This is a genomic window from Streptomyces sp. NPDC054932, assembly GCF_053610205.1.
This window is the reverse complement of sequence record NZ_JBSGXU010000171.1, coordinates 1-17,337: the sequence shown is the minus strand read 5'-3', so window position 1 is coordinate 17,337 and position 17,337 is coordinate 1. Positions and strand designations below refer to the sequence as shown.

The 17,337-nt window shown below is 72.0% G+C and carries 16 protein-coding genes; 9 read left to right on the top strand and 7 right to left on the bottom strand.

The features are described from left to right. Positions 1-50: 50 nt before the first annotated feature. A complete protein-coding gene (gene erpA / locus ACWGE1_RS32435; protein ID WP_030010511.1) occupies positions 51-407 on the bottom strand; it encodes an iron-sulfur cluster insertion protein ErpA in 357 nt (118 codons plus the stop codon). Positions 408-700: 293 nt separating this feature from the next. Between erpA and nadA the strand changes: the two genes are divergently transcribed. Next, complete coding sequence (gene nadA / locus ACWGE1_RS32430) at positions 701-1,888, top strand: quinolinate synthase NadA (RefSeq protein ID WP_453424025.1); 1,188 nt, start codon at positions 701-703, stop codon at positions 1,886-1,888. Between the two features lie 76 nt (positions 1,889-1,964). Here nadA and ACWGE1_RS32425 read toward each other — a convergent pair whose 3' ends face one another. The 3 genes from ACWGE1_RS32425 to cobS form a co-directional block, all read right to left on the bottom strand. After that, a complete protein-coding gene (locus ACWGE1_RS32425) occupies positions 1,965-5,093 on the bottom strand; it encodes an efflux RND transporter permease subunit (RefSeq protein WP_453424024.1) in 3,129 nt (1,042 codons plus the stop codon). A gap of 135 nt (positions 5,094-5,228) precedes the next feature. Next, positions 5,229-5,957 (bottom strand): response regulator, encoded by a 729-nt coding sequence (locus ACWGE1_RS32420; protein WP_453424023.1) that lies wholly within the window; start codon positions 5,955-5,957, stop codon positions 5,229-5,231. Positions 5,958-5,991: 34 nt separating this feature from the next. Next, positions 5,992-6,783, bottom strand: a complete 792-nt coding sequence (gene cobS / locus ACWGE1_RS32415; protein ID WP_453424027.1) for an adenosylcobinamide-GDP ribazoletransferase — start codon at positions 6,781-6,783, stop codon at positions 5,992-5,994. Positions 6,784-6,883: 100 nt separating this feature from the next. Here cobS and ACWGE1_RS32410 point away from each other — a divergent pair, with 100 nt between their 5' ends. Beyond that, positions 6,884-7,657 carry a hypothetical protein gene (locus ACWGE1_RS32410; protein WP_453424022.1) on the top strand — a complete coding sequence of 258 codons (774 nt, stop codon included), beginning with the start codon at positions 6,884-6,886 and terminating at the stop codon, positions 7,655-7,657. 70 nt (positions 7,658-7,727) lie between these two features. Here ACWGE1_RS32410 and pspAA read toward each other — a convergent pair whose 3' ends face one another. Continuing rightward, positions 7,728-8,006 (bottom strand): PspA-associated protein PspAA, encoded by a 279-nt coding sequence (gene pspAA, locus ACWGE1_RS32405; protein WP_453424021.1) that lies wholly within the window; start codon positions 8,004-8,006, stop codon positions 7,728-7,730. A 13-nt stretch (positions 8,007-8,019) separates the two neighbouring features. After that, on the bottom strand, positions 8,020-8,814 hold the full coding sequence (locus tag ACWGE1_RS32400) for a PspA/IM30 family protein (RefSeq protein WP_189963640.1): 795 nt from the start codon (positions 8,812-8,814) through the stop codon (positions 8,020-8,022). A 262-nt stretch (positions 8,815-9,076) separates the two neighbouring features. On the opposite strand from ACWGE1_RS32400, the gene ACWGE1_RS32395 reads away from it, so the two are divergent. Next, positions 9,077-9,685, top strand: a complete 609-nt coding sequence (locus ACWGE1_RS32395; RefSeq protein WP_453424020.1) for a DUF3043 domain-containing protein — start codon at positions 9,077-9,079, stop codon at positions 9,683-9,685. A gap of 50 nt (positions 9,686-9,735) precedes the next feature. Then, positions 9,736-10,494 (top strand): class I SAM-dependent methyltransferase, encoded by a 759-nt coding sequence (locus ACWGE1_RS32390; protein WP_453424026.1) that lies wholly within the window; start codon positions 9,736-9,738, stop codon positions 10,492-10,494. A gap of 81 nt (positions 10,495-10,575) precedes the next feature. On the opposite strand, the gene ACWGE1_RS32385 is transcribed toward ACWGE1_RS32390, so the two are convergent. Then, a complete protein-coding gene (locus ACWGE1_RS32385) occupies positions 10,576-10,788 on the bottom strand; it encodes a hypothetical protein (RefSeq protein WP_453424019.1) in 213 nt (70 codons plus the stop codon). Positions 10,789-10,882: 94 nt separating this feature from the next. Here ACWGE1_RS32385 and ACWGE1_RS32380 point away from each other — a divergent pair, with 94 nt between their 5' ends. The 5 genes from ACWGE1_RS32380 (at position 10,883) to ACWGE1_RS32360 (ending at position 17,164) form a co-directional block, all read left to right on the top strand. Beyond that, entirely contained in the window at positions 10,883-12,088 is a 1,206-nt protein-coding gene (locus tag ACWGE1_RS32380; RefSeq protein ID WP_453424018.1) for a bifunctional adenosylcobinamide kinase/adenosylcobinamide-phosphate guanylyltransferase, read from the top strand. 106 nt (positions 12,089-12,194) lie between these two features. After that, the gene (gene cobT, locus ACWGE1_RS32375) at positions 12,195-13,259 is read left to right on the top strand and encodes a nicotinate-nucleotide--dimethylbenzimidazole phosphoribosyltransferase (RefSeq protein ID WP_453424017.1); all 1,065 of its coding nucleotides are present in this window, start codon (positions 12,195-12,197) and stop codon (positions 13,257-13,259) included. Between the two features lie 83 nt (positions 13,260-13,342). After that, entirely contained in the window at positions 13,343-15,208 is a 1,866-nt protein-coding gene (locus ACWGE1_RS32370) for a phosphatidylglycerol lysyltransferase domain-containing protein (protein ID WP_453424016.1), read from the top strand. A gap of 53 nt (positions 15,209-15,261) precedes the next feature. Continuing rightward, complete coding sequence (locus ACWGE1_RS32365; RefSeq protein WP_453424015.1) at positions 15,262-15,906, top strand: hypothetical protein; 645 nt, start codon at positions 15,262-15,264, stop codon at positions 15,904-15,906. A 13-nt stretch (positions 15,907-15,919) separates the two neighbouring features. Next, complete coding sequence (locus ACWGE1_RS32360; protein ID WP_453424014.1) at positions 15,920-17,164, top strand: sensor histidine kinase; 1,245 nt, start codon at positions 15,920-15,922, stop codon at positions 17,162-17,164. The last annotated feature ends 173 nt before the right edge of the window (positions 17,165-17,337 follow it).

The window sequence follows — 17,337 nt, the reverse complement described above, 5'->3', positions numbered from 1 at the left end:
CCTCCGGTCGGATCGACCGGAGGCGGGCCCTCGTCGTGCGCGGTTCAGGCTTAGCTGAACGAGTCGCCGCAGGCGCAGGAGCCCGTGGCGTTGGGGTTGTCGATCGTGAAGCCCTGCTTCTCGATGGTGTCGACGAAGTCGATGGAGGCGCCGTGGAGGTACGGGGAGCTCATCCGGTCCGTGACGACCTTCACACCGTCGAAGTCCTTCACGACGTCGCCGTCGAGGGAGCGCTCGTCGAAGAAGAGCTGGTAGCGCAGGCCGGAGCAGCCACCGGGCTGGACGGCGACGCGGAGCGCCAGGTCATCGCGGCCTTCCTGCTCCAGCAGGGTCCTGACCTTTTCGGCGGCGGCGTCGGACAGGAGGATGCCGTCGCTCACGGTGGTCTTGTCGTCCTGTACGGACATCTGCATTCACTCCCGAAGTGGGCGGCTCCCCGCCGGAGGCGAGGAAACGTCGGACTCTTGCCGTCGGTGGCAACGAGCGGGACCGCGGATTCATTCCGGGACCCGACGCTTGTTTCAGATATTCCATGCTCGCACACCGCGCGCGGGGACGGACCCCGCGAATCGTGGGCTGATGCGTCACATTGACACTATTGGCATCGTCAAACTGACGTGAAGCGGTTATGATAGATAGCGTCAAGTAGACGAGAAGTCGAAGCGATGATCCAGAAGTCCCTTGTCGCAGAACAGAAAGGGTGCGTGTCGTGACCACCGCCCAGCCTTTGGACGTCCAGCCGACGCCCCTTGCCCTGCTGCTGCTCGGCCGTGAGGCCGACCCCAGGAGCGAGCGCGGGGTGGAGTGTCCCGGCGACCTGCCGTCGCCGTCCGACCCGAACCTCGTGGAGCGTGCCCGCGCGGCCAAGGAGAAGCTCGGGGACAAGGTCTTCATCCTGGGCCACCACTACCAGCGTGACGAGGTCATCGAGTTCGCGGACGTCACCGGCGACTCCTTCAAGCTGGCCAAGGACGCGGCCGCCAAGCCCGAGGCCGAGTACATCGTCTTCTGCGGCGTGCACTTCATGGCCGAGTCCGCGGACATCCTGACCTCGGACGACCAGAAGGTGGTCCTGCCGGACCTGGCGGCCGGCTGCTCGATGGCCGACATGGCCACCGCCGAGCAGGTCGCGGAGTGCTGGGACGTGCTGACCGAGGCCGGTGTCGCCGATGTCACGGTGCCCGTCTCGTACATGAACTCCTCCGCCGACATCAAGGCCTTCACCGGCAAGCACGGCGGCACGATCTGTACGTCGTCCAACGCCAAGAAGGCCCTGGAGTGGGCGTTCGAGCAGGGCGAGAAGATCCTGTTCCTCCCGGACCAGCACCTGGGCCGCAACACCGCCGTCCGCGACATGGGCATGTCCCTGGACGACTGCGTGCTCTACAACCCGCACAAGCCGAACGGCGGCCTGACGGCCGAGCAGCTGCGGAACGCCAAGATGATCCTGTGGCGCGGGCACTGCTCGGTGCACGGGCGCTTCTCGGTCGACTCGGTCAACGACGTCCGCGCCCGGATCCCCGGCGTGAACGTCCTGGTCCACCCCGAGTGCAAGCACGAGGTCGTGGCGGCCGCGGACTACGTCGGCTCGACGGAGTACATCATCAAGGCGCTGGAGGCGGCTCCGGCCGGCTCCAAGTGGGCCATCGGCACCGAGCTGAACCTGGTCCGCCGTCTGGCGAATCGATTTGCCGCGGAGGACAAGGAGGTCGTCTTCCTCGACAAGACGGTCTGCTTCTGCTCGACGATGAACCGCATCGACCTCCCGCACCTGGTGTGGACCCTGGAGTCCCTGGCGGAGGGCAACCTCGTCAACCAGATCCAGGTCGACAAGGAGACGGAGAGCTTCGCGAAGCTCGCGCTGGAGCGGATGCTGGCGCTCCCGTAGCCCCGCCCCTCCCCCGTACGCCCGAAGGGCCGCCCCTCGTGTCGAGGGGCGGCCCTTCGGCTTGTCGCGCCACGGGTCAGGCCTTGGCCGGGACCTCTTCCTCCGCGGCGGAAGGAGCCGGGACCACCGTCAGGCGGGCCGTCTTCTTCGCCCGGCGGCGCTCCTTGCGGAGCTCGACCATCGTGTAGAGGGTCGGCACCAGCAGCAGCGTCAGCAGGGTGGAGCTGACCAGGCCGCCGATCACCACGACCGCGAGCGGCTGCGAGATGAAGCCGCCCTCGCCCGTGACGCCCAGCGCCATCGGGAGCAGCGCGAAGATCGTCGCCAGGGCCGTCATCAGGATCGGGCGCAGCCGGTGCCGGCCGCCCTCGATGACCGCTTCGACGACGCCCAGGCCCTGGGCGCGGTACTGGTTGACGAGGTCGATCAGGACGATCGCGTTCGTCACGACGATGCCGATGAGCATCAGCATGCCGATCATCGCCGGGACGCCCATCGGGGTGCCGGTGATCAGCAGCAGGCCGAGTGCGCCGGTCGCCGCGAACGGGATGGAGACCAGCAGGATCAGCGGCTGGACCAGCGAGCGGAAGGTCGTGACCAGCAGCATGAACACGATCGCGATGGCCGCGAGCATGGCCAGGCCGAGCGAGCCGAAGGCCTCGTCCTGGTCCTCGGAGACGCCGCCGATGGAGGCCGTGGCGCCCTCCGGCAGCTTCAGGGCCTTGAGCTTGGTCTGGAGCTCGGCGCTGACCGCGCCGGTGTTCTCGCCGAGCGGCCGCGCGGTGACGGTGGCGGCGCGGGCGCCGTCGATCCGGGTCATCGCGACGGGGCCGGGGACCTCCTTGACCTCGGCGATGTCACCGAGCCTGACCGGGCCGACCGGGAGCGCCTGCAGTTCGGCCAGGGTGGTGGCCGGCTGCGCGGACCTGATGACGATGTCCCGCTCGGTGTCGTCGAGCACGGCCTTGCCCGCCGGGTTGCCCCGTACGGCCTGGGCGACGACGGCGCCGAGCATGGCCTGGTCCAGGCCCGCGTCCGCCGCCTTGGGGGTGGCGGTCACGGAGATGCGGGGCACCGACTGGGACAGGTCGCTCTGCACGTCGGCGACGTTCTCGAGCTTCGCCACCTCGGCGCGGACCTGCTCGGTGGCCTTGGTGAGGACCTCGCCGCTGCCGGCCTTGACGACCACGCTGAGGTTCTGGCTGCCGAAGGCGTCGCCCGCGGTGATCCGGGTGTCGCCGATGCCGTCGAGTGCGGCGAGCCGGTCCTCGATCCGCTTCTTGACGGCGTCGCCCTCGCCCGCGTCCTTCAGCGAGACCTGGTAGGAGGCCTGGTTGGAGCCCGTGCCGCCGCCGAAGGCCGCGAGGAAGCCGGAGGAGCCGACGGTGACCTGGTAGCTCTTGACGCCGTCGACCTCGGCCAGCACCTTCTCGATCTTGCGGCTCGCCTCGTCGGAGGCGGCCAGCGAGGTGCCGGGCGCGAGTTCCTGCTTGACCGTCAGGACCTCCTGCTCGCCCGGGTCGAAGAAGTTGGTCTTCAGCATCGGGGTCATCCCGAGGGTGCCGACGAGGACGACCACCGCGATGGCCACACTGGTCAGCCGGCGCCGGGTGGCGAAGCCGAGGACGCGGACGTAGAAGAGCTGGAGGCGGCTGCGCGCCTCCTTCTCCTCCGCCTCGCGGCGGGCCTTCGCCGCGCTCTCGGCGTTCCCGGGCTCGACGCCCTTGGGCGCGCTCAGGAACCAGTACGAGAGCACCGGGACGACCGTCAGCGAGACGAGCAGCGAGGCCAGCAGGGCCGCCGTGACGGTGAGCGAGAACGAGCCGAAGAGCTCGCCGATCATGCCGCCGGTGAGGCCGATGGGCAGGAAGACGGCGACGGTGGTGAGGGTGGAGGAGGTGACCGCGCCGGCGACCTCCTTGACCGCGGTGATGATGGCGGCCTCGCGCTCCTCGCCGTAGCCGAGGTGGCGCTTGATGTTCTCCAGGACCACGATCGAGTCGTCGACCACGCGGCCGATGGCGATGGTGAGGGCGCCCAGGGTCAGCATGTTGAGCGACAGGTCGCGGGTCCACAGCACGATGAGCGCGAGGACCACGGACAGCGGGATGGAGACCGCGGTGACCAGCGTCGAGCGCAGCGAGGCCAGGAAGACCAGGATCACGATCACCGCGAAGAGCAGGCCGAGCAGGCCCTCGGTGGTGAGGCTGGAGATGGACTTGGCGACGGCCGGGCCCTGGTCGCTGACGACGGTCAGGTCGGCGCCGGCGCCGAGCGTGGAGCGCAGCTCGGGCAGCTTGTCCTTGACCGCGTCGGAGATGGCGACGGCGCTGCCGTCCTTGTCCATGGTGAGGACGAGGGCGAGGCTGGGCTTGCCGTTGGTCCGGGTGATGGAGTCGGCCCTGGCCGGCTCCTGCTTCACGGTGGCGACGTCGCCGAGGCGGACGGCCGGCTTGCCCGGGCCGGGGGTCAGGCGCAGTTCCTCGAGCTGGGCGAGGGAGGTGAAGCCGGAGCCCACACGGACGGTCCGGTTCTTGCCGGCCTCGTCGAAGGAGCCGGCGGGGACGGCCGCGCCGCCCGCCTGGAGGCCCTTGGCGAGTGCGCCGCCGTCGAGGCCGGCGGCCGCGAGCTTGGCGTCGTCGGGGGTGATGGTGACCTGGAGGTCCTGGACGCCGTCGACGGTGACCTGGCCGACGCCCTCGATGTCCGACAGGACGGGGACGACGGAACGTTCCAGCTGGTCGGCCAGCGCCTGCTGGTCCTTGTCGGAGGTGACGGCCAGGATGACCGTCGGGATGTCGTCGGTGGAACCGGCCACCACCTGCGGGTCCACCTCGGCGGGCAGCCGGACGCGGGCCCGGTTGACGGCCTGCTGGACGTCGGCGACGAGCTGCTTGGTGCCGCTGTCGCCGTAGTCGAAGGTGGCCATGATGAGGGCGTTGCCCTCGCTGGCGGTGGAGGTGATGCCGGTGATGCCGTCGACGCCCTTGAGCATGGCCTCGATCGGTTCGACGACCTGCTTCTCCACCACGTCGGGAGAGGCGCCCTGGTACGGCGCGAGCACGGACACCATCGGCAATTCGATGGAGGGCAGCAGCTGCTGCTTGAGCTGCGGGATGGCTATGGCGCCGAAGAGCAGCGCGACGATCGACACGAGGCCGACCAGAGCCCTTTGGGTGAGGCTGAAGCGGGACAGCCAGGACATGGGTATGGGATCTCTCTGCAGTGACGAACCGAGGGCACTCCCACCCTGTCCCATCGGGGTGGCCCGTTTCGTCGCTCGCAGGTGCCGTCCTTATGTGCGGCATACCGCGTCCGCAGTATGCGTACTACTGCGGCGCTACTCCGCGCGCGGTCGCACCAGTCCCGATTCGTAGGCGATTACCACCAATTGGGCCCGGTCGCGGGCGCCGAGCTTGGCCATGGCCCGGTTCACGTGGGTCTTGACCGTCAGCGGGCTGACCTCCAGCCGTCCGGCGATCCCGTCGTTGGACAGCCCCGCCGCGACGTGTACGAGGACCTCGCGCTCCCGGACGGTCAGCGCGGCGAGCCGCTGCGCGTGCGCCCCGGCCGAGGCTCCGGCGGCGGCCGGGTCGGCGCCGCCGCCCTGGGCGAGGAAGGTGGCGATGAGCCCCTTGGTGGCGGCCGGGGAGAGCAGCGCCTCACCGGCCGCGGCGACGCGGATGGCGTTGAGCAGTTCCTCGGGCTCGGCACCCTTGCCGAGGAAGCCGGAGGCGCCGGCCCGCAGGGCCGAGACCACGTACTCGTCGACCTCGAAGGTCGTCAGCATCACCACGCGCACGGCGGCGAGTTCCGGGTCCGCGCTGATCATCCGGGTGGCGGCGAGCCCGTCGGTGCCGGGCATCCGGATGTCCATGAGGACGACGTCGGGGCGGGTCCGGCGGGCGAGTTCGACGGCCTGCGCGCCGTCGGAGGCTTCCCCGACGACCTCCATGTCGGGCTCCGAGTCGACGAGCACCTTGAAGGCGCTGCGCAGCAGCGCCTGGTCGTCGGCGAGCAGCACCCTGACGGGTGCGGCGGAGGGCAGGTCCGTCGCAGTGTGGTCCACGGGGTGAGGGTACGCGGGGCCGCCGTCGGCCCGCTCAGCCCAGGGCGAGGACGATCAGCGCGGTGGTCGCCGCGACCTCGGCCAGGGCGCCGAACACGTCGCCGGTGACCCCGTCGAAGCGGCGTACGCAGCGGCGGAGCAGCAGCTGCGCGGCGAGCAGGGCGGCCAGGACGGCCAACGCCTGCCGGCCGGCGGCCGGCAGGCCCATCGGGAGGGCGGCGGCCGCGGCCGCCAGGACGGTGAGAACGGTGATCGCGGCGGCGGCGCGGTACGGGACCACCCCGGCCACTGCGGCGCCGAGCCCCTCGGGGCGGGCAGCCGGGACGCCTTCGCGGCAGGCCAGGGTCATGGCGAGGCGGGCCGCCACGGCGGCGACCACGACGGCGAGGGCCCCGCGGTTCCAGCTGTCGGCGTAGATCTCGGACAGGGCGGCCACCTGCATCAGCAGCACGATCACCAGCGTCACGACACCGAAGGGGCCGATGTCGGACTGCTTCATGATCCGCAGGGCCTCGCCGGCGGGTTTGGCGCTGCCCAGGCCGTCCGCCGTGTCGGCGAGTCCGTCGAGGTGCAGTCCCCGGGTCAGCGCGGCCGGTACGGCGACGGTGAGGGTCGCGGCCAGCAGCGGACCCCCGCCGAGCAGCAGCAGGAGCACTCCGGGTACGGCCGCGAGCAGGCCCACGACCAGCCCGGCGAGCGGGGCGCAGGCCATTCCGGTGCGGGCGGCGGGGCGGTCCCAGCGGGTGATGCGGGCGGGCAGCACGGTGAGGGTGCCGAACGCGAAACGGACGCCGTCGAGGAACGAGGCGCGTTCCTGGGGCGGCATCGGGGGCGGGCCGTCGAACGAATCTGTCATCGGCGGGAACGGTACCCGCTCTGCGTGAGCGGTAAATTACCCATTACGTTCCAAATAGGGAGTCAGTGGGATGGGTCACTGGTGGTATCGGAATATCATCGAACCGGGGAAGCTGCCCCTCCTGCTCGCGCTGCTCTCCTTCGTGATGTCGTTCCTGGTCACCCGTGTGATCACCCGACTGATCCGGGCCGGCCGGGGCCCCTTCAAGAACGTCACCCCGGGCGGTCTGCACATCCACCACGTGGTGCCGGGCGTGATCCTCGTGATCATCGGCGGCTTCGGTGCGGTCGGCAGCGGCCGGTACGGCTTCGGAGCGGTGCTCTCGGCCGTGATCTTCGGTCTGGGCGCGGGCCTGGTCCTGGACGAGTTCGCGCTGATCCTGCACCTCGACGACGTCTACTGGAGCGAGCAGGGCCGCAAGAGCGTGGAGATCGTCGTCGTGACGGCCGCCCTGGTGGCCCTGGTCCTGGGCGGATTCGTGCCCTTCGGGGTGAACGACCTGTCCGCCGAGGAGCGCCAGAGCCGCGGCCTGGTCGTCATGAACGCGGCCACCAACTTCTTCCTGGCCCTGATCGCCCTGTGGAAGGGCAAGGCGCGCACCGCCCTCTTCGGCCTGGTCGTCCCCTTCCTCGCGCTGGTCGGCGCGATCCGGCTGGCCCGGCCCGGGTCCCCGTACGCGAAGAGGTTCTACGCGAACCGCCCGCGGGCCCGGGCCAGGGCGGGACTGCGCGCCTTCCACCACGACCGGCGCTGGGCACGGCCCCGCCGCAGGTTCGAGAACTTCATCGGCGGGACCCCCGACCCGGACCACACCGTCTCCCTGGAGAAGCCTCCGCCGCACTGAGAACGACGGCGGGCCCTCCCCCGGGAAGGGGAGGGCCCGCCGTCGTGTCGGTGCCGGGGCCGGCCCGGGGTCAGCCCGGGATCAGCCCGTCGTCGCTGAGCATCTCCCGGACCTCCTCGAGCGTCGCCTCCTGGGCCGGCAGGATCAGCTCGGACGGCTCCAGCGCATCGTCGGGCAGCGGCTCGCCGAGCCGCCGTACGGCTTCGAGCAGCGCGCCCAGCGTGCGCCGGAAGCCCTCCTCGTCACCGTTCTCCATCTCGGCGAGCAGTTCGTCGTCCAGCTTGTTGAGCTCGATGAAGTGGCTGTCCGCCAGCTCCACCTGACCTTCCCCCATGATGCGGACAATCATGACGGGCCCCGTCCTACTGCTTGTCGAAGCGGTGCGGAGTCTGCGACTGCTGGCCGTTGCCCTGGGCGCCGCCCTCGATGGCCTGCTGCTGGGCGGACGGGCCACCCGCCAGCTCGGCCTTCATGCGCTGGAGCTCCAGCTCCACGTCCGTACCGCCCGAGAGGCGGTCCAGCTCGGCCTGGATGTCGTCCTTGGAGCCCAGCCCGCTCTGGTCGTCGAGCGCTCCGGAGGCCAGCAGCTCGTCGATCGCACCGGCGCGGGCCTGCAGCTGGGCGGTCTTGTCCTCGGCCCGCTGGATGGCGAGGCCGACGTCGCTCATCTCCTCGGAGATGCCGGAGAAGGACTCCGCGATCCGGGTCTGCGCCTGGGCCGCCGTGTAGGTGGCCTTGATGGTCTCCTTCTTCGTCCGGAAGGCGTCCACCTTGGCCTGGAGCCGCTGGGCGGCGAGGGTCAGCTTCTCCTCCTCGCCCTGCAGCGTCTGGTGCTGCACCTCCAGGTCGCTGACCTGCTGCTGGAGCGAGGCGCGACGGGACAGGGCCTCACGGGCCAGGTCCTCGCGCCCGAGGGCGAGGGCCTTGCGGCCCTGGTCCTCCAGCTTGGCGGACTGGCCCTGCAGCTGGTTCAGCTGCAGCTCCAGGCGCTTGCGGGAGGTCGCCACGTCGGCGACTCCGCGACGCACCTTCTGCAGCAGTTCCAGCTGCTTCTGGTACGAGTAGTCGAGGGTTTCGCGCGGGTCCTCGGCCCGGTCAAGGGCCTTGTTCGCCTTCGCGCGGAAGATCATCCCCATACGCTTCATGACACCGCTCATGGGCTTCGCGCGCCCCCTTCTAGACGGACTGTGCTCCAGGTCACCGACAGAACCCACAGTACGGGCCCTGTCTCCATTACCGCACTGTTCGAGGACGGATGCGCTCCTCCTCCAGGACGACTACACCCGCGCCCCATCAGGCGTAAGGAGTAGGTGATCCCAGGAGAACGGGCCCACCGCACGCACCGTGCAATGGGAAGACGCCCGCCGTTGCCGGATCGTTCCCCAGCGGGGTGGGGCCCATGCCCGCAACCACGTAGGCTTGGGTTTTGTGTTTGGTAGCCGCTCCTCCAAGGAAGAGAAGGCCGCCGCCACCGACAAGGTGAGCGCCGACCTCTCGCAGCCCCGTGACCCGCAGGCCCCGAAGGGCCGCCCTACGCCGAAGCGTGCTGTGGCCCAGTCGCAGCGCAAGGCCGTGGTGGCCTCGACCGGCAACCGCAAGGAGGATGCCAAGCGAGCCCGTGAGCGTCGCCGTACCGAGATGGCCAAGCAGCGCGAGGCGCTGGCCAATGGCGACGAGCGTTACCTGCCGACCCGCGACAAGGGTCCCGTCCGCCGGTTCGTGCGCGACTACGTGGACTCCCGCTACTCGGTCGCCGAGATGTTCCTGCCCCTGGCAGTGGTCATCCTGGTGCTCAGCATGGTGCGGCAGCCGGCGATCCAGAACATCGCGCTGATGCTGTGGCTCGGTGTGATCGTGCTGATCGTCCTCGACTCCATCGGCCTGGTGTTCCGTCTGCGCAAGTCCCTCGTGCAGCGCTTCCCGGACGAGCCCCGCCGCGGCGCCATCGCCTACGGCCTGATGCGCACTCTCCAGATGCGCCGGCTCCGTCTGCCGAAGCCGCAGGTCAAGCGCGGGGAACGGCCCTGACCGGAGGGACGCCCGGCGCGTCGGGGGAAGGCTTCGCCGAGGGGGCACGCCTGTGGCTCGAGGGCCTGGGCGGACTGCGCAACGCGGTCCGTCAGGAGCTCGTGGGCCGACAGGTCGACGAACAGATCGCGCAGCGCTTCCCCGTGGGGCAGCGGCTGCGCGTTCTCGACGTCGGCATGGGCCAGGGCACCCAGGCGCTGCGCCTCGCCCGCGCCGGGCACAAGGTGACGGGCCTGGAGCAGGACCCCGGCATGCTGGCCGTCGCCCGTGAGGCGCTGGCCGCCGAGCCCGCAGGGATCCGCGACCGGGTCAGCCTCATGGAGGGCGACGGCCGCGAGACCGGGGCCCACTTCCTGCCGGGCAGCTTCGACGTGGTGCTGTGCCACGGGGTGCTGATGTATGTGCCCGAGCCGGACGCCATGCTCGCCGGGCTGGCCCGGATGCTGGCCCCGGGCGGGCTGCTGTCCCTGCTCGTGCGCAACGGCGACGCGCTCGCCATGCGGCCGGGCCTGGACGGCGACTGGAAGGGCGCGCTGGCCGCGTTCGACTCCGTCGACTACACGAACAGGCTGGGCCTGGAGGTCCGCGCCGACCGGCTGGCCGGACTGACCGCCACCCTGTCGGGGATCGGTGCGCCCCTGCAGTCCTGGTACGGCGTGCGCGTCTTCACCGACGGCACCGAGGCGGGCGAGGCACTGCCGCCCGACGAGGAGCTGGAGCGCCTGCTGGCCGCCGAGGACCGGGCGGGCCGGATCGACCCCTACCGGGGTGTGGCCGCGCTGCTGCACCTGTGCGGGGTGCGGGGCTGAGGCCCGGCGCAACGACGAAGCAACGACGGAGCCGCCGGGTCACGACCCGGCGGCTCCGTCGTACTCGTTCGCGTTCGCTGCTCAGGCTTCGAGGGCGGCGCGCAGGCTCATCGTGTAGAGCTCGGTCCCGCCGTCGTCGGACAGCTTCACCTGCTCGACTCCGCCTTCCAGCAGGTCCTTCCAGTACTCGCCGACCCAGGACTCCGCGTCGCCCTGCGTGGTGAACTCCTCGGGCACCACCGACGGGCTCGTCTCGGTGCCGTCGGCCGTCTCGAACCGCCACGTCCACGCCATGTCCGCCTCCGTTGCTCGCACGCTTCCTGCCCCTCAGTCTGCCCGCAGAGTAACCGGGCGCGCAGCAGTCTCGGCGACGCGGGAGGATCATCCTGTGGAACTCACTCTGCTCGGCACCGGAACGCCCGAGGGCCTGCCCCGCCCCGGCTGCCCCTGCGCGGCCTGCGCGGTCTCCGTCGGCGCGCGGGCCCGCGCCGCCACGGCCCTCCTCGTCGACGGGGCGCTGCTGCTGGACCTGACCCCCGGGGCGGTGCTGGCCGGTGCCCGGGCCGGGCATTCGCTGGCCGGTGTGCGGCAGGTCCTGCTGACCCACCCGCACGACGGGCCCGCGGTCGAGCTGCCGCCGGGGCTGCCGACGGCGGGGCGGGTGCCGGACGGGCAGGAGCTCGCGGTGATCTCCGGGCACCGGGTGCGGGCCGTGCCGATGGACGCGCCGGGCACCGGGTACGAGGTGACCGGCCCGGACGGCGGCCGACTGCTGTACCTGCCGCCCGGCGGGGCCCCGGCCGGGGCGTCCGACCGGACCGGCCGGGGCCCGTACGACGTGGTCCTCGCCGATGTGCTGGGCCGGCCCGAGGCCCTCGCCCGGCTGCGGGCGAGCGGCGCCGTCGGCCCGGCCACGGACGTGATCGCCGTCCACCTGGACCACGACACCCCGCCGGGCCGTGAGCTGGACCGGCGCTGCGGGGCCGCGGGCGCCCGGGCGGTGCCGGACGGGACCACCGTGATCGTCGGGGATTACCACCCGGTGCCGGATCTGCCGCGCCGGACCCTGGTGCTGGGAGGGGCCCGCTCCGGGAAGTCCGTGGAGGCGGAGCGGCGGCTGGAGTCCTTCCCCGAGGTGGTCTACGTGGCCACCGGCGGCACCCGCGACGGGGACGCGGAATGGGCGCAGCGGGTCGGACTGCACCGGGAGCGCCGGCCGGGGAGCTGGCGGACGGTGGAGACGTGCGAGCTGGCCCCGCTGCTGGCCGCCGACGGGCCGCCGCTGCTGATCGACTGTCTGGCGCTGTGGCTGACGGACGCGATGGACCGGGCCGGGGCGTGGGACGACTCGGTGTGGGCCGGGGGCGGGCAGCACCGGCTGGGCGAGCGGACCGCGGAGCTGGTGGCGGCCGTGCGCGCGACCCGTCGTCCGGTGGTGCTGGTCAGCAACGAGGTCGGCTCGGGGGTGGTCCCGGCGACCGCCTCGGGCCGCCGCTTCCGCGACGAACTGGGTCGGCTGAACGCGGCGGTCGCGGGCGAGTGCGAGCACGTGCTCCTCGTCGTCGCGGGCCAGGTGACCGTGCTCAAGGACTGACGGGGAGGAGCCGGGCAACAGCAGGGGAACGCGGCGTCGTACGACCGGGCCGGAACCGTGCGCCCAAGGCCTGAGGGAGGGCCTTACCGGCTGTACTCTCTGGCAGATGAGCACGCTGAATCTCGACGACTTCTCCGATCTGATCGAGCGCCCCGACGGGGGCGTCCGGCGTGATGCCGAGGACCGCCGTGAGCGCCTCGCCGTCCCCCAGGGCGCGCTGGGCCGGCTCGACGAGCTCGCCGAGTGGCTCGCCGCCGCGCAGGGGCAGGTTCCGGTCAAGCCGATCGAACGCCCCCGCGTGGTGCTGTTCGCCGCCGACCACGGGATCGCCGCCGGGGGCGTCTCCGCCCGGGCCGCGTCCACCGGCCACGAACTGGTGCGGGCCGTCCTCGACGGGGCCAGCCCCGTATCCATCCTGGCCGGCCGGCTCGGCGCCACCATACGGATCGTCGACGCGGGGCTCGACTGCGACCCCGGGCTGCTTCCCGCGGACGTGGTCGGGCACCGCGTCCGGCGCGGCAGCGGCCGGATCGACGTGGAGGACGCGCTGACGGCCGAGGAGGCCGAGGCCGCGGTGCGGCTCGGGATGCGGATCGCCGACGAGGAGGCCGACTCCGGGACGGATCTGGTCGTCCTCGGTGACCTGAGCGTCGGCGGGACCACCGTCGCCGCGACCCTCGTCGCGGCCCTGTGCGGAACGGACGCCTCGGTGGTGACCGGCCGCGGCGGACTGCCCATCGACGACCTGGCCTGGATGCGCAAGTGCGCGGCGATCCGCGACGCGCTGCGCCGGGCCCGCCCGGTCCTGGGTGACCAGGTGGCGCTGCTGGCCGCGGTCGGCGGGGCGGACGTGGCCGCCGTCACCGGTTTCCTGCTCCAGTGCGCGGTGCGCCGCACTCCGGTCATTCTCGATGGTGTGGTTTCGGCCGCGGCCGGGCTGGTCGCCCAGCGGGCCGCGTTCCGGGCGCCCGACTGGTGGCTGGCCGGACAGGCGAGCGGCGAGCCGGGCCAGGCGAAGGCACTTGACCGAATGGCGCTCAACCCCGTGCTCGATCACGGCGTCACAGTAGGTGAAGGTACCGGGGCGCTACTGGCTCTCCCCCTCGTCCAGGCGGCCGCCGCACTCGCGGCGGAACTCCCGGAGCGGGCGGCGGAGGAGCCGACGGAATGAGCCGCCGGGGCCCCCGGTCCTGACCAGGCCGTGGCCCCCGACCGCTCAATCAGGAACAGCTGCGCCCCATATGATCGCTTTTTATGGGAGAGGTCCGTTTGACCAGCGCAGAGACCGACCGCACCGCCCCACCGGCGACCGGTCCGTCAGCCGACAGGAAAGAGACCGGCGGCGACCCCGCCGGCAGGGCGGCGGGGGGCGGCCGGGAGACCGGCCGGGGGAGCACCCGTTCGCGACGCGGAGCCGCGTTCGCGGTGTGGTACCTGCGCGTCGTCACCTTCCTCAACTTCCTGAGCGCGGTGTGGGTTTCGCTCGGGCAGGACGTGAGACGCCACAACACCGACGACTTCTACACCCCGTACATGCTCACCGCGGGCTTCGCCTCCGGGCTGTTCACCCTGCTGCTCGCCGTCACCCTCGGCCGCCGCAAGCGGGCCTCCTGGATCCTCAGCCTCGTCCTGAGCGGCCTCCTGGCCCTGCTGCTCGCCTACGCGCTCTCCACGCACGAGGAGATCCGCGAACACCCGCAGAACTGGGTCTCCCTGGCCCTGACCGCCGCCTTCACAGGGGCCCTGCTGCTGGGCCGCCACGAGTTCTACGCCAGGGGCGACCGGTCCAACCCGGCGCTCGCCACGGCCGTCGCCGCCATCGGCCTGCTCCTCACCTCGCTGGTCGCGGCCCTGCTCGTCGGCGCGACCAACACCTCCCCGCTCAGCGCCGAGGCATCCTTCCCGGAGCGCTGGAAGTACGGCGTGATGCGGCTGATCACCCTGGCGCCCGACGACCGGGCCTTCGAGGCGATCACCCCGCCCGGCTGGGTGGACGTCTCCATCAACGTCATGTCGATGCTCCTGCTGCTCGCCGTGCTGTTCGCCGCCTTCCGTTCGCGCCGCGCCGTCGACCCGCTCAGCGAGGAGGACGAGGAGCGGCTGCGTGCGCTGCTGGCCCGGCAGGGCGACCGCGACTCGCTCGGCTACTTCGCGCTGCGCCGCGAGAAGTCCGTCATCTGGTCCCCCACCGGCAAGGCCGCCGTCACCTACCGCGTCGTCGGCGGTGTCTCGCTGGCCTCCGGCGACCCGATCGGCGACCCCGAGGCCTGGCCCGGCGCCATCGAGCCGTGGCTGGCCGAGGCCCGCGAGCACGGCTGGATCCCGGCCGTGAACGGCGCGAGCGAGGAAGCCGGGCAGATCTACGCGCGGCACGGCCTGGACGCCCTCGAACTCGGTGACGAGGCGATCGTGGAGACCGCCGAATTCACCCTGGAGGGCCGCGCCATGCGGACCGTCCGGCAGGCCTACAACCGCGTCAAGCGGGCCGGGTACACGGTCCGCATCCGCCGCCACTGCGACATCCCGGCCGACGAGATGGCCGAGCTGGTGCGCCGCGCCGACGACTGGCGCGACGGCGCCACCGAGCGCGGCTTCTCCATGGCACTGGGCCGTCTGGGTGATCCTGCCGACGGCCAGTGCATGATGCTGGAGTGCACCGACGGCAACGGTGATCTGCGGGCCCTGCTGTCCTTCGTGCCGTGGGGCCCCAAGGGCCTGTCGCTGGACCTGATGCGCCGCGACCGGGACTCCGAGAACGGCCTGATGGAGTTCATGGTCATCGAACTCCTCGAACGCTCCAAGGAGATCGGGGTCACCCAGGTCTCACTCAACTTCGCGATGTTCCGGTCGGTCTTCGAGCGCGGCTCCCGCCTCGGCGCCGGCCCGGTGCTGAGGATGTGGCGCTCGCTGCTCAGCTTCTTCTCCCGCTGGTGGCAGATCGAGTCCCTCTACCGGGCCAACGCCAAATACCGGCCGATCTGGGAACCGCGGTTCATGCTCTTCGAGAAGAGTTCGGACCTGCTGCGGATCGGTATCGCGGCCGGCCGGGCCGAGGGCTTCCTGGAGGCCCCAGGCCTTCCGAAGTGGCTGCACCGCAGACACCTGGAGACCCGGCGTTGACAGCGTGGAACACCCCGTCGGCACGGCGGTTCGCCCGCCGTGAGTGGGGGCCCATGTTCTGGACCGTCCGGGACGCGCTCGTGCGCCACAAGTGGCGGGCGATCCCGATGGCCATCGGCGCGGTCTGTCTGACCGCGGTCTTCCAGTTCGTGCAGAACACCCCCTGGGGCTTCCAGCCGGTCCAGAACCTCGGATCGGTCAAGGCGGCCGACCCGCTGTGGCTGGCCCTGCTGCGCACTCCCCTCTCCCTGTTCGTCCCGGCCCTGGACCTGCCGGTGTGGGGGGCGCTCGCACAGATCCTGCTCGTCTTCGGGATCGCCGAGATCTGCATCGGCTGGTGGCGCACGCTGCTGATCGGCTACGTCGCCACCCTCGCCGGGACCACGTACGCGCGGATCGGGCTCGCGCTGGGAGCGGACCATCCCCTCGGCCTGCCGGTGTCCGACCGGGTCGTCAACGACACGGGGCCCTCGGCGGCGGTGGTGGGGCTGGCCATCTACGTCTGCTGGCGCTACCGGGCGTACCTGACCGGCGCCCTGGTGATCCTGGCGATGATCGTCGAGGTGCTGATCAAGGACAACCTGGCGGGCAAGGAGCACCTGGCCGCCATCGCCGCGGTCATGGCGGTGTGCGTGGCGCAGGCGTACTGGGGCCCGGTGCGCTCCCGCGCTGCGCTGGGCCGGCGCCCGCCGCCGTAGCGGGCGCCGGCGGATGAGGCCGTACCGTATCGGGGTGACGACAGACCGCGGGCGGTTCGCCCCCACCCGGCAGTGGATGCGGGCCCATCCGCTGGCCACCGATGCCGTGCTGGCCTTCGGGGCGTTCGTCGCCATGGTCGTCGGCTCCTTCGCCGATCCGCACGGGCCGCACGGGCCCACCTTCGGGACGCGCACCCCCGAGCCGTTCTCGCTGCTGCTGATGCTGCTCGGCGCGGCGACCCTGGTGTTCCGACGCCGGCAGCCGCGCGCCGTGCTCGCCGTCACCTGCGGGCTGTCGCTGCTGGAGCTGACCACCGGGGAGCCGCGGGCGCCCGTCGCCATGTGCGCGGTGATCGCCCTGTACACGGTGGCCGCCCACACCGACCGGCCGACGACCTGGCGGATCGGGCTGCTCACCATGGCGGGGCTGACGGGCGTGGCCATGCTCGCCGGGCCGCTGCCCTGGTACGCGCAGGAGAACATCGGGATCTTCGCCTGGACCGGGATGGCCGCGGCCGCCGGGGACGCCGTGCGCAGCCGGCGGGCCTTCGTCGACGCCATCCGGGAGCGGGCCGAGCGCGCCGAGCGGACCCGGGACGAGGAGGCCAGGCGGCGGGTCGCCGAGGAGCGGCTGCGGATCGCCCGGGACCTGCACGACGTGGTGGCCCATCACATCGCCCTGGTCAACGTGCAGGCGGGAGTGGCCGCACACGTCATGGACAAGCGCCCGGACCAGGCGAAGGAGGCGCTCGCGCACGTACGGGACGCCAGCCGGTCGGCGCTGAACGAACTGCGGGCCACGGTCGGGCTGCTGCGGCAGTCCGGCGACCCCGAGGCGCCGACGGAGCCCGCGCCCGGCCTGGGCGTCCTGGACGAACTGGTGGACACCTTCCGGCACGCCGGGCTGCCGGTGGAGGTCATCGTCCAGCTGGACGGGACGGCGGTGGGGCCGCTGCCGGCGGCGGTGGACCTGGCGGCGTACCGGGTGATCCAGGAGGCGCTGACCAACGTGCGCAAGCACGCGGGACCGGGCGCGCGGGCCGAGGTGAGCGTGGTCCGGGTCGGTCCCTCGGTGGAGGTGACGGTCCTGGACGACGGGGGCGATGCGGGCGACCAGGCCCCCGGGCCGGCCGACCCGGGCGGCGGCCACGGCCTGCTCGGCATGCGCGAGCGCACGGGCGCGCTGGGCGGCTCCTGCTTCGCCGGTCCCCGGTACGGCGGCGGCTACCGCGTCCACGCCATCCTGCCGGTGGCCTAGCCGACGGCCCCGCCCTCCCTTCGCGCCCACGCCCGACCCCGCCACTCGGCTGCGCCGACAGCCCCTTCCGGCTCCGCCGCGCCGATTCAGCCCCGCCGGGGACGATTCAGCCTCGCCGGCGTTTGAGGCGCGGGTCCGGGCAGAGCCCGGTGCCCGGCGGAGCCGGGTTTCCC